8 protein-coding genes are annotated in these 12,085 nt (G+C 40.6%); 4 read left to right on the forward strand and 4 right to left on the reverse strand.

The genetic code is table 11. The features are described 5' to 3' along the window. Nucleotides 1-8 precede the first annotated feature (8 nt). Both AC570H_RS00155 and AC570H_RS00160 read left to right on the forward strand, forming a co-directional pair. The gene (locus tag AC570H_RS00155) at nt 9-1,448 is read left to right on the forward strand and encodes an LptF/LptG family permease (protein ID WP_497350467.1); all 1,440 of its coding nucleotides are present in this window, start codon (nt 9-11) and stop codon (nt 1,446-1,448) included. Between the two features lie 126 nt (nt 1,449-1,574). Further along, nucleotides 1,575-2,783, forward strand: a complete 1,209-nt coding sequence (locus AC570H_RS00160; RefSeq protein ID WP_497350469.1) for a bifunctional 3,4-dihydroxy-2-butanone-4-phosphate synthase/GTP cyclohydrolase II — start codon at nt 1,575-1,577, stop codon at nt 2,781-2,783. 169 nt (nt 2,784-2,952) lie between these two features. Here AC570H_RS00160 and AC570H_RS00165 read toward each other — a convergent pair whose 3' ends face one another. Further along, complete coding sequence (locus AC570H_RS00165) at nt 2,953-7,362, reverse strand: translocation/assembly module TamB domain-containing protein (RefSeq protein ID WP_497350471.1); 4,410 nt, start codon at nt 7,360-7,362, stop codon at nt 2,953-2,955. Nucleotides 7,363-7,436: 74 nt separating this feature from the next. On the opposite strand from AC570H_RS00165, the gene tsaD reads away from it, so the two are divergent. After that, on the forward strand, nt 7,437-8,438 hold the full coding sequence (gene tsaD / locus AC570H_RS00170; protein ID WP_497350473.1) for a tRNA (adenosine(37)-N6)-threonylcarbamoyltransferase complex transferase subunit TsaD: 1,002 nt from the start codon (nt 7,437-7,439) through the stop codon (nt 8,436-8,438). Nucleotides 8,439-8,449: 11 nt separating this feature from the next. Then, entirely contained in the window at nt 8,450-8,665 is a 216-nt protein-coding gene (locus tag AC570H_RS00175) for a hypothetical protein (protein WP_497350474.1), read from the forward strand. Nucleotides 8,666-8,998: 333 nt separating this feature from the next. Here the strand turns inward: AC570H_RS00175 and recA are convergent, their stop codons facing one another. The 3 genes from recA to AC570H_RS00190 all read right to left on the reverse strand — a co-directional run bounded on the left by recA (nt 8,999) and on the right by AC570H_RS00190 (nt 11,928). Next, the gene (gene recA / locus AC570H_RS00180; RefSeq protein WP_497350476.1) at nt 8,999-10,015 is read right to left on the reverse strand and encodes a recombinase RecA; all 1,017 of its coding nucleotides are present in this window, start codon (nt 10,013-10,015) and stop codon (nt 8,999-9,001) included. Between the two features lie 131 nt (nt 10,016-10,146). After that, nucleotides 10,147-10,803 carry an endonuclease III gene (nth, locus tag AC570H_RS00185; protein WP_497350478.1) on the reverse strand — a complete coding sequence of 219 codons (657 nt, stop codon included), beginning with the start codon at nt 10,801-10,803 and terminating at the stop codon, nt 10,147-10,149. A 168-nt stretch (nt 10,804-10,971) separates the two neighbouring features. Beyond that, nucleotides 10,972-11,928, reverse strand: coding sequence for a helix-turn-helix domain-containing protein (locus AC570H_RS00190; protein WP_497350480.1), 957 nt, complete (start codon nt 11,926-11,928; stop codon nt 10,972-10,974). Nucleotides 11,929-12,085: the final 157 nt, after the last annotated feature.

Consider the following 12,085-nt stretch of genomic DNA (forward strand, 5'->3'; position numbering starts at 1 on the left):
TTTGTACATTGAAAAAGATACACCTACTGCTGATTAAGGCATTTATCAGGCCATTTTTCGTCACATTTTTTATTGTGATGTTCATCCTGTTGATGTTCTTCCTGTTCAAGTATATTGACGATTTGATCGGAAAGGGCTTCGAATGGTACACCATTGCCGAAGTCATGTTTTACGCATCAGCCTCGAATGTGGCCATGGCCCTGCCTTTGGCTATTCTGCTTTCTTCAATCATGACTTTCGGGAGCCTGGGCGAAAACTACGAACTGGTGGCCATCAAATCGGCGGGAGTTTCTTTGCAGAAGGCAATGCGGCCTTTGTTTGTCTTTATCATTGGCCTGGCTTTCGCTTCTTTTCTTTTTTCAGATTACATGTTGCCCAAAGCCAACCTTAAATATGGCTCCCTGCTTTATGACATGCGCAATAAAAAGCTGTCATTTCTGATCAAGCCAGGGGTATTCAATAACAGTATACAGAATTATGCCATGCGGGTAGAGCGCAAAGGCGAGGCTGGCGTGGATTCCTTATATGGCATCATGATTTACGACCATACGGGTACCAATGGCATCCCGAAGATTATCATGGCCGAAAAGGGAAGGATGGCCAAAACCAGTGATGACCAATACCTGGTGCTGAGCTTGGTAAATGGCGTGCGTTACGAAGAAAATGCCGGAAGCAATAGCAGTTCTTTTAATCCGAGGCAAACCTTAACACGGATGCGTTTCAAACAGACCGAAGTAAAGTTTGACCTGAGCAGCTTTGGCGGACTTAACCGTACACAAGAGGCCAGTTTTAAAAATAATGCGCCTATGCTCAATAGGAAGGAGCTATTGAACCGTGAAGATTCGATCAAAAAAAGCCTCGATAGCTTAAACAAAACCACAAAAGCAAATGCCTCGGTTTATTTTAAGCAATATGAAATCGCCAAAGGCTATACAAAAATCAAAGTTCCTGTTAAGGTAATTAAAGGCTCCATCGTAAATGCCATTCCTAAAAACCTGCGTACCCAAGCCCTGCAATCAGGCTATGATCAGGCAGAAGCAATCAAGCAGATTGTCACTAACAGGTTATTGGATTTTGATTTCAAAACAAAGGAAATCATCAAAGCGAAGATCGAATACCAGCGTAAATATACTTTGGCGGTATCTTGTCTCTTGCTGTTCTTTATTGGAGCGCCATTGGGCGCGATTATTAGAAAAGGAGGGCTGGGCCTGCCAGTGGTTATTGCCATTGTCTTCTTCCTGATTTACCATATCCTGTCTACAGTAGCAGAAAAATCGGCCAAAGAAGGCTCTTTAGATCCTAGTTTTGGGATGTGGGTAGCCATTATCATATTAACGCCATTAGGCATTTTCTTAACCTACAAAGCCACTGTTGACTCGGCCCTATTCGATGTCGATTACTACAAGCAGCTGTTTGTAGGCTTGTTTAAAAAGAAAGAAAAGAATTAAATAACGCAGGCGATATTCCTTACTTATCAATGATATTTTAAGCCAAATTATTGTTTGCAAAGGTTGTAACTTTGCATTTCGGGAAATAGGCCTATGCCTTATCCTGTCAATTTGATCAAATACAAAATGGAAATAAAATTAAATACCATAGACGAAGCGCTAGAGGAGATTAGGGCAGGCAAAATCATTATTGTGGTAGATGACGAAGATCGCGAAAACGAAGGCGATTTTATTACGGCTGCCAGAAATGTGACGCCAGAAGTAATCAACTTCATGTCTAAATATGGAAGAGGTTTGATTTGCGCACCGTTGATTGAAGATATCTGCAATGATTTAAAGCTCGATCTTATGGTGCAGAACAATACTGTGCTCCATCAAACTCCATTTACCGTATCGGTTGATTTAATTGGCCATGGCTGTACAACAGGTATTTCTACACATGATAGGGCCAAAACAGTTCAAGCCTTAATCAATCCTGATACCAAGCCGGAAGACCTGGGCAGACCTGGACATATTTTTCCGTTGAAGGCACGTAGGGAAGGCGTATTGAGAAGAACCGGACATACCGAAGCAACTATAGACATTGCGCGTTTGGCAGGTTTTGAGCCAGCGGGAGTGCTTGTCGAAATTATGAACGAAGACGGTACCATGGCGCGCTTACCCGATTTGATGAAAATCGCTGCACAACACGAATTGAAAATCATTTCTATCAAAGACTTGATTGCTTACCGTTTGGCTGCCGAGAGTTTAATCAGGGAAGAAGTAACCGTGAACTTGCCTACGGAATGGGGCGATTTTAAAATGACAGCTTATACGCAGTTAAGCAACAATGCGACACACTTGGCCATAACCAAAGGCGAATGGGAAGAAGGCGAGCCGATTTTGGCAAGGATCCATAGTTCTTGTGTAACTGGTGATATCTTTGGCTCATGTCGTTGCGACTGTGGTCCGCAATTACATAAAGCCTTTCAAATGATAGAGCAAGAAGGAAAGGGAATTATCGTTTACATGAACCAAGAGGGAAGGGGAATTGGCTTAATCAACAAGCTCCGCTCTTATAATTTGCAGGATGCCGGTTTCGATACTGTTGAAGCCAACATTAAACTAGGTTTTAAAGGCGATGAACGCGATTATGGCGTTGGTGCACAGATTTTAAGGGCGCAAGGCGTAAGCAAAATGCGCTTAATGTCTAACAATCCTACCAAGAGAGCTGGCTTGATCGGCTACGGTTTGGAGATCGTAGAAAATGTGGCCATAGAGATTGAAAGCAATAAACATAATGAAACCTATTTGAAAACCAAGCGGGATAAAATGGGACATCAAATCATGAAATAAAACAAAAAATCCGAAGCTAAAACTTCGGATTTTTTTATGCTATAAACTGGCAAATGGGTTAATCAGTTAACTGTCAACTAAAAAACCATTTCGCCGTTATTCGCAATGAAGATTCTTTGAAAATGGTTTATGAATCCAGACTGGCAACTAGAAATTGACAACTGAAAAACTACTTCTTCGGATTATTCTTCTTACTCTCGTTCAAAATAGCTTCTTTGTTTACCTGTTCTTTTTTAGCAGCCTCTTTTTTCTGCTGCTCCTTACGGTATTTCCCGGTTATTTTTTGCAAGAACTCCCTAAATGTATCAAACTGCTGACTGTAGATCAAACCAAATGAAGTTACATTGGCATTAGGATCTACGCCCGGATTGGCAAATATACTTTGTTGTGTAGGAGGCTTGTTGGCCAGTTTGCCTACCAAGGTTCCATCTTTTCTAATGAGGCCTAAAATCTCCACCTCTTTACCCACATTATCTTTAAATAAGCCTACAGAATAATCGGTAGAGCTTTTGGTATTGTCAACAATACCAGCATTGATGATTACTCTATCATTAAAAAGCTTAACCGATGCACTGGCTTCGTTGAACGAACGAATGTTAATGTCTACAAAGTTCAGGTTGAGTGAAGAAAGCAGGTTATTAAACTGGTTAAAAATCAATTCGCTGGCCGTACTCGTACCCACAGAGCCTAACTGTTGCCCTAAATTCTCCTTTCCGGTGCCTGGTGCAAACCTGCGTTGAATGATTAAGCTCAAGGCTTGCGTGTTCAGGTTATTTCCATCGTTAAAGTACGATTGCAATTTTTCTTTAATGGCGGGGTTGGCGGGGAAGAAGATATCCAATTTGATATCTGGCTGCAAAAGCAAGCCACTTAAACCCATTTCTACTTCAGTTTGCACCCTTTCATTGTTGCCTGCCGATGATTGGTCCTGATTGGCTGCGGTATACAAATCGCCTGTGCTTGCCCTTAAGGCATAAATAGCTTTGAGGTTAATCTGTGCATTAGCCGGATTACCCGTCCACCTGATTGTTCCCCCCTGGCGGATTTCAAAGCGTTTGTTAATAACCTCCTGAGCCGTAAAATCGAAAAGTCCGGTTTCGATAATGTAATCGCCCTTCATTTCGAAATCGCCTGTGCTGGTAATGTTCAGTTCCAGTTCTGCATTTCCTTTGCCGCTCAACTTTCCTAATACCGTATAAATGTTGGCGACCGTGTTAGGGTCAACGCGCAATTTGAGGTTCATCTTCAAACCGTCAAAACTGGTTTGTTTTTTTACCACTTTAGTCGTGTCTTTGTTTACGAAAGTGATAAAGTCTTTGTCCGAAATCGTTTCAGAACTATTCAATGGAAGGTTAAAAATGGTTCCTTTTTCAGTCTTGGCGTCAATGTTGATCAACATGCTGCTGGTAGGGCCGCTAAAAGAGAAATTACCCGTGGCGTAAGCACGGCCATAGTACAGGGAATTGTCTTTTGAAGTAGTGTTTAACGCCATGAAGTTGGTGGAAGTTAATTTCACCTGAATATTCGGATCGTCGATATTGTTCAAGTCAACGCTTCCGTTTGCGACGGCTTCGTTACCTTCTGCATCTTCCAGGGCCAAATCGTTGATCTGGATTACACTATTGTCTACCTGTATCTTATCGTTGAGAGTATATGCTGTTTTGAGGTAATTCACCGTTACTTCGCCTCGATCAAAAGAAATATCACCATTGATCTTCGGTTTATCCAAAGGTCCTTTTACCGTTAGATCGGCAGAAATATTGCCTTTGAGATTGGAAACCAGTTTCTTTACAAAAGGTTCCAATACGGTGAGCTTGCTGCCATCAAGTTTAACTTTGAGATCGATCTGCTTTTCTTTGAGGTCTACGCCGCCAGTTATTTTAAAGGTTTCCTTGTCATCTGCCAATATCTGTGTAAACACGTTTACGGCATTTTTTACCTGGTCATATGAAGAGGTATCCGTTAAACGGCCAATGTAGGTATCGTTGAAAGTAAGCGAATCAATTCTCAGGCTGTCGCTGATTACCGGTGTTTTTAAGAGGTTGTATAAGCGTGTTTTGCCATTTGCATTTCCGCCTAGTTTTACGCCAAGCGTCTTTACGAATGGATTCAATGTTTTAAGATTGAAGTTCTCAAAACCAACCAATAATAGATCTTTAGGATCATCGGAAAGTACGCCATCTACAGAAAGCATTTGTCGGTTATTGCTCAGTGCGAAATTCTCGATCTCCGTTTTTCCTTTATTGAAATTAATTCGAACCTTTTCCTGGATGTTCCAATCTTCACTATTGATCTTCAAAATCGAAGGTAAAATACTGATTTTGGCACTGTCGTTTACAAATTCTACCAAGCCGTTCAAATCGAGCTGATTGGCATCATCTGCATTAGACATTTTTAAGTTGAGCGCCAAGCTGTCATTCCTCAGCACATTGGCAATGTTCACGTTTTTAATGTACAAACTGTCGTTCAGGTCAACACGGTCTGAAGTAATAATGGCCTGTAACTGTTTAGCCGTTGTGTTTTCCTCTAAAATGATGTTATTCGCAGTAATGCCTTTGTAGGTCAGTTTCCTGATGCTACCATTCAGTGTCGCCGTATTATTCCGCGAGTCGAATGAACCAATTAAAATAGCCTGATCGTCGATTTGAAGCCCTGGAGCTACTAATTCGGCAATTGGCTCGAAGCGTTTTACCCGCAGATTGAAATCAAAAATTTGCGTTTTGTAACTGATGATATCGGCTTTTAACGATGGGATATAAGTTTTGGCAATTGCTTTATAGTAAGAAGCAATGGTATTAAGGTCGTATTGGCCTTTGATACTGGCATCGAAAATATCAGACTTGATGGCCAAGCTCCTTTCCTGGCCAATGCCTTTGGCATCCAACTGTACCGAATCAATATGGTAAATCCCCTTTTTATTGTTCAAGGTAATGTGTTGCACCAGCAAATTGCCCTGAATATTGTCAAGGTTATTGCCCGAAAAGTTGGTGCTGAAATCTGCATCAACCTTAAGCGAATCCTTATAGAGCTTGAGTGTTTTTAAACGGGCATTTTTAATGCTGGCCTTAAAGTTAAATACGGGTAATTTAGGGTTGAGGTTAACACCGCCATCAAAAACCAATTGTACGTTTTTGTCATCGATCTTCAGGCTCCCATCAAAATACTTCTTATCGAAAGTACCATCGATCTTAACATTGCGATAGCGATAGCCATTAAAATCTATGTAAGTGACATTGCCATTCAATTGTTCGGTCAGTTCTTTTACTTCGGCACCTTTTCCCTTCACATAAAGTTCGGAAGTGATGCGGCCCAAGCTTTTTTCGTTCAGCAGATCGCCCAAATTGAAATCAAAGGTTTGCACGTTTCCGGTATAAGATGGCATCCCCTTTTTATCGATTTTAAGGTTTACGTCAGATTTAAAGCGTCCGAGATTGGTCTTGAATTCGCCATAGGCAATAAAATCATTTTGGAAACCCGTAAATGAACCGTTAAAGTTCACATTGCCGAACTTGCTTACAATAGGTGGGATAGACTTCATCGGCTTGCCGGTAACGTCTGTCAAGATGGCCTCCAAGTCTTTTTTATTGGTGCCGGCCATTTCTATCTTCATGTCCATAAAGGTCTGCTCCCAATCTGGTAAACCTTTCATGGTGAAATCGCCTTTGATGTAAGTCGCTTTCCCGGCTTTAATGGCTAATTTTTTAGCTTTTAAATTGCTTACATAGCCGGAAATCTGACCATCAATGTCAATATCGAGCTTCATTTTATTCAGCTCTGGAGCAAAGTAGGCGATGTCTCTCGATGAAATATGGCTCTCTTTAAAATTAGCCTTCATCCTTACCTTCTCTACGTACTTGTTGAAGTCTTTGAACTTGTCAAACTTCATTTGGTAGTAATCGGTTAAACGGCTTTGATTGGTTACCAACAACAACTTTTGGAGTTCGATCGCATTGGTGTCAATAGTGGTGAAAGCACTGAGATTCTTCAAATAAAAACCACTTTTTTCCTTGAAGGTGAGGTTCTTGATGTTGGCCTGAAGAATATGGTCTTTGGTATCCAGCTTTTCGAAAATGCCGTTCAATTGCTTCAGGTCTATATCTTCAAAATTTACGCCTTTAACAACGTTGTTAAGTTTGAGGTTTTTATATTTAAAGGCTACATTATTTAAAATAACGCGGTTAAATAGCAATTGAAATTTCTTTTTCTTCTTTTTAGGTTTTGTTGGAGCTGGGCTGTCAAAATAATCGATGATAAAATCGAGGTTGGATGAGCCATCCTGATTATCCTTTAAAAAGAAAGAGCCATTATTCACCTGCACGGTGTTGACATCTAATATCCGTTCCTTTAGAGAAAATTTATTGATGTCTACAATAAACTTAGGAAAATTGGCTAAGGTGTCCTTTTGTTGGTCCAATACAACCAGGTTTTCTAGTATAACAGACTTGAAAGGCTTTACATAAAGCCCGCCTATTTTAATGGTAGTTTTGAGTTCTTTAGATAAATAAGCCGCTGCTTTTTGCGCTACATAGGTCTGTACGGGCTTAAATTGAAGCGAGAATAACACTACGCCAAGCAACAATATTATTGATGCGACAACCCAAAGCAGTATTTTTAATAGTTTTTTAATAATTTTGTAGCTTAATATCTTTAATCGTGCCTGTAATACTTGCTATAGAATCTTCATGTGATGAAACTTCGGTTGCCGTTTGTAACAACGGCAAAATTACTGCCAATGTTATTGCAAACCAAACAATTCATGAAAATTATGGTGGCGTAATTCCAGAATTGGCTTCAAGGGTTCATCAGCAGAACATAGTTCCTGCAGTTCAGCAGGCCTTGGCTATTGCTAAAGTTAACAAAAATGAGTTAGATGGGGTAGCTTTTACGCAAGGACCTGGCTTATTGGGCGCTTTGCTGGTAGGGGTTTCCTTTGCAAAGTCTTTTGCCTTGGCGCTTGATTTGCCACTTATTTCTGTGAATCATATGCAGGCGCACATTTTGGCTCATTTTATAGATGATCCTAAACCCCCGTTTCCTTTTCTGTGCCTTACCGTTTCTGGCGGGCATACACAAATTGTGTTGGTGAAAGATTATTTTGACATGGAAATAGTGGGCGAAACCTTAGATGATGCTGCGGGCGAAGCTTTCGACAAGACAGCAAAAATATTGAACTTGCCTTATCCAGGTGGACCGCTTATTGATAAACATGCACAAACAGGAAATCCTTTGGCTTTTAAATTTCCAGAGCCACAAATTCAGGAACTGAATTACAGTTTTAGTGGATTTAAAACGGCTATCTTATATTTTGTGAGAGATAAACAAAAGGAAAACCCGATGTTTGTTGAGGAGAATTTAGCAGATATATGTGCCTCGGTGCAATACAGTATTGTCAATATTTTGTTGAATAAACTGAAAAAAGCAGCTAAGCAATACGGAATTAAGGATATTGCCATTGCTGGAGGTGTTTCGGCCAATTCAGGGCTGAGAAATGCCTTGCAGGAAATGAAAGATAAGCTAGGTTGGAATGTGTACATTCCCGCTTTCCAGTATTGTACAGATAATGCAGGCATGATTGCGATTGCCGGTTATCATAAATTTTTGGCTAAAGAATTTGTAGGGCAGGATGTTTCGCCAATGGCAAGAATGAACTTTTAAAAAATAGAATTATGGGAACGATGAGTTTTGTGTTTTTTGGTTTGATGCTTATTCCATTGATCATATTTTTGATTTGGATGATCAAACAAGACAAAAAGAGGAATTATTTAGGATTGTTTTTTCTGGTATTCGGAATCATCATTGCAACCTATACTATCATCAAGCTGGATAAGAACTTCATGAAAGACAATGGGCAGGTAGCGCCTAAATCTTCAAGCTTCAAATAGTTTTAGTTCGACTAAAGGCAAAGAATAGGCAGGGTTCTCTAGGTAGGGATTTTTTTTTGCCTAAGAGTTCGTTTTAAACCAATTTGTCATTTTTCAAGTATAACAAGAACCTATTTCGAGTAACTCTTCTCTTGTAGCTTTTTCACTTCATTCTCGACGACAAATCCCTTTTCCAGCTTATCTGTTCCCTTTCCGGCTCTTCTATCCACCAATAAAAAAGCCATCTTATCGACTGAGCGAACAAAGAGTTATCCTGTCTTGGCAAACATATAGATAGATCTCCCTTGGTCCGCTCATTCGAGCTGATGGCATCGGTTTGAAAACCTTTAAATTCTAGCCTTCTTTATCCTCTAATTTATCTCCGGTTACTTCTGCACGGATCTTCAATTCTATTTCTTCTGCCAATTCTGGATTGTCTAACAACAATTGCTTAACGGCATCTCTTCCCTGACCCAATTTGGTGTCGCCATAAGAGAACCATGAGCCTGCTTTTTTAATGATGTTAAAATCAACACCCAAATCGATGATCTCGCCGGTTTTTGAAATACCTTCACCAAACATGATGTCGAATTCTGCTACGCGGAACGGAGGAGCAACTTTGTTTTTTACGATCTTCACCTTAACGCGGTTACCTGAAACTTCATCAGAATCTTTGATTTGAGAAGTCCTGCGGATATCCAAACGCACCGAAGCATAAAATTTGAGCGCATTACCACCGGTAGTCGTTTCTGGATTGCCGAACATCACGCCAATTTTTTCACGCAACTGGTTGATGAAAATACAACAACATCCGGTTTTTGAGATGGTTCCCGTAAGCTTACGCAAAGCCTGGCTCATTAAACGAGCCTGTAAACCCATTTTGCTGTCGCCCATTTCTCCTTCGATCTCTGCCTTTGGTACTAAAGCAGCCACAGAGTCGATTACGATTACGTCAATAGCGCCCGAACGGATCAGGTTGTCTGCAATTTCTAAAGCCTGCTCACCATTGTCTGGCTGAGAGATCAATAGGTTGTCTGTATCTACCCCTAATTTTTTTGCATAAAACTTGTCAAAAGCATGCTCGGCATCGATAATGGCTGCAATGCCACCTTTCTTTTGCGCTTCTGCAATAATATGAGTGGCCAAAGTGGTTTTACCAGAAGATTCCGGACCGTAAATTTCTATTACACGTCCTTTAGGTACACCGCCAATGCCCAAGGCAATATCTAAACTGATAGAGCCGGTAGAAATGGCTTCAATGCTTTCTACAGCTTGATCGCCCAATTTCATAATGGAGCCTTTGCCGTATGATTTTTCTAATTTATCTAGGGTAAGCTGTAACGCTTTAAGTTTTTCTGTGTTTGGGTTCATGTCTGTAAATCTGAAAGTAAATGTAAAATAAATATCGGCTAATAAAAAGCAATAATGCTAATAACTTTAGCAAACATATCAATTTAATTTTAATAAGTGCAAATAAAACTAGATTTATTTTTTCAACATTCTTAAATAGCTAAATTATTTAGCTTAAAATTCTGTTCAAAATATTTGCAAAAATGGGTGATTTCGCAAATGCTGCATTTTGGACTTCTGGCCACGCAAACATAACGGCCGTGTAGGATAAGCCAATGGTGCGCAATGGAAATGGTATGTTCGGGCAGGTGCTTAACCAAATCCTTTTCTACAGCCAAAGGCGTTTTACCTCGGGTTAGTCCAATTCTGTTGGCTACCCTAAAAACATGGGTATCAACTGCCATCGCCGGTGCATCAAAAACAACAGAAGCAATTACATTCGCGGTTTTGCGACCAACGCCAGGCATTTTTTGCAGTTCGTTTACGTCTGAAGGTACTTGGCTGTTAAATTCGTTAACCAGCATATTGGCCATGCCTACCAAATGTTTCGCCTTGTTGTTAGGGTAGCTCACGCTCCTGATGTAATCGAAAACCTGATCGGGCGTAGTTTCGGCTAGTGCTTTAGGGTTGGGGTAGCGCTGAAAAAGAGCTGGTGTTACCTGGTTAATTCTTTTGTCGGTGCATTGTGCAGATAAGATAACGGCAACCAATAACTGATAGGGATTGTTGTAGTGCAATTCTGTTTCGGCATCGGGCTGCTTGGTGGCAAAGTGGGCGACAAATTTTTGGTAACGTTCTTTTTTGAGCATGTGCAAATATAGTTATGTTAGTTCATTGTTTAATAGTCGGGAGTCTGTAGTCGGAAGTCAGCAGTCCATAGTCCATAGTCTGATAGTCTATGGCTTGGTAGCCAGGGATGCCATCTTTCATCTTACCTCTTCCATTTCACATCTCCCATCTTCCCTTTTCGATCTCATCTACAGCGCAATTTCCTTGATCAAGGCATCGCAGGCTGCGAAAGATTCATATAGGTATTTATTGCGGTGCTTTTCGCCCTGGCCACTAAAGGCAACGGATTTGTTAATGAGGCTTTGCATCCAGCGTTTGGTCTGCTCACAATAAAACTGATCATCGGTTTTGAGGTAGTTGAAAGTGTTGAACCGGTTAAAGCAACGCATGCTATCCTTAAAATCGACCAGATAGGCAATGCTGCCCAGCACGTCGCAGTTGTACCAGTTGAAACTATGGTTGGGATCGATGGTCTTTTTGCTACTGATGGCGTACATATTCATGTCGGTTAGGCAATAGCGCACCTGTTCTACCACTTTTTGGGCTAGTGCCTTGTCGCTGATGTAGCCCGCTTCAAACGTATACCTGATCTGTTCTATGGTGCCATGAACGGTGTCCTTTGCCCAGATCTCAGTACTCGGTATTTCTAAATAAAGCTGATGCAGTTCTTGGGAGAGGCTAATGATTTCTTCGGAAATGACAAGGCTATCGAATTTGAGTTCGCTATTGTTTACGTTGTTTGCCCAGAAAAAAAGCTTAAAGGCCGTAAGTTCGGGGTATTTGAAGAAATGAAAGATCGGAATATCGTCGGTGGTAATTGTAATGTGCTTGGTTTTGCTCTGCTGAATGAGTTTGAGGTTGGTCAATAGGTCGCGCAGGTAATTAACCATGTTGAGGTCTTCGTTTACGCTCAAAAAGTTAAAAGTTACGCTCGACGATTGATTGGGGTTGTAGATAAAAGGAACGTTAAATGCGTCAGACAATTGCATTACCTGTTGCAGACTGAGCGCACTGTTGCCCCGCATCTTCTTGTAGGCTTCGTTCATACTAATGTCCAAGGCATCGGCTACGCTCTGTGCCAAGTTTTGGTAATCTGGAATGGCCGACTTGAGCCTTTCAAAAAAAGAGACCTGAAAATCCGACATAAAAAAATCCTTTAATGAGTTAATCTCATCTAATTTAATAATTTTTTAAGAAATAATTATTTGCCTAACTAATTTTTAAGATTAATTATGTCGCAAATATTTTAAAATACTTTACTTAAAAGTTTTATTAACTATTCGTATACGTTTTTAAGGATAA

The sequence above is a fragment of the Pedobacter sp. B4419 genome, assembly GCF_059693725.1.

Excerpts from the sequence above, each read along its gene's own strand:
- AC570H_RS00160 (WP_497350469.1), top strand. The coding sequence starts at position 1,575 with ATGGAAATAAAATTAAATACCATAGACGAAGCGCTAGAGGAGATTAGG.
- AC570H_RS00175 (WP_497350474.1), top strand. The coding sequence starts at position 8,450 with ATGGGAACGATGAGTTTTGTGTTTTTTGGTTTGATGCTTATTCCATTG.
- recA (WP_497350476.1), bottom strand. The coding sequence starts at position 10,015 with ATGAACCCAAACACAGAAAAACTTAAAGCGTTACAGCTTACCCTAGAT.
- nth (WP_497350478.1), bottom strand. The coding sequence starts at position 10,803 with ATGCTCAAAAAAGAACGTTACCAAAAATTTGTCGCCCACTTTGCCACC.
- AC570H_RS00190 (WP_497350480.1), bottom strand. The coding sequence starts at position 11,928 with ATGTCGGATTTTCAGGTCTCTTTTTTTGAAAGGCTCAAGTCGGCCATT.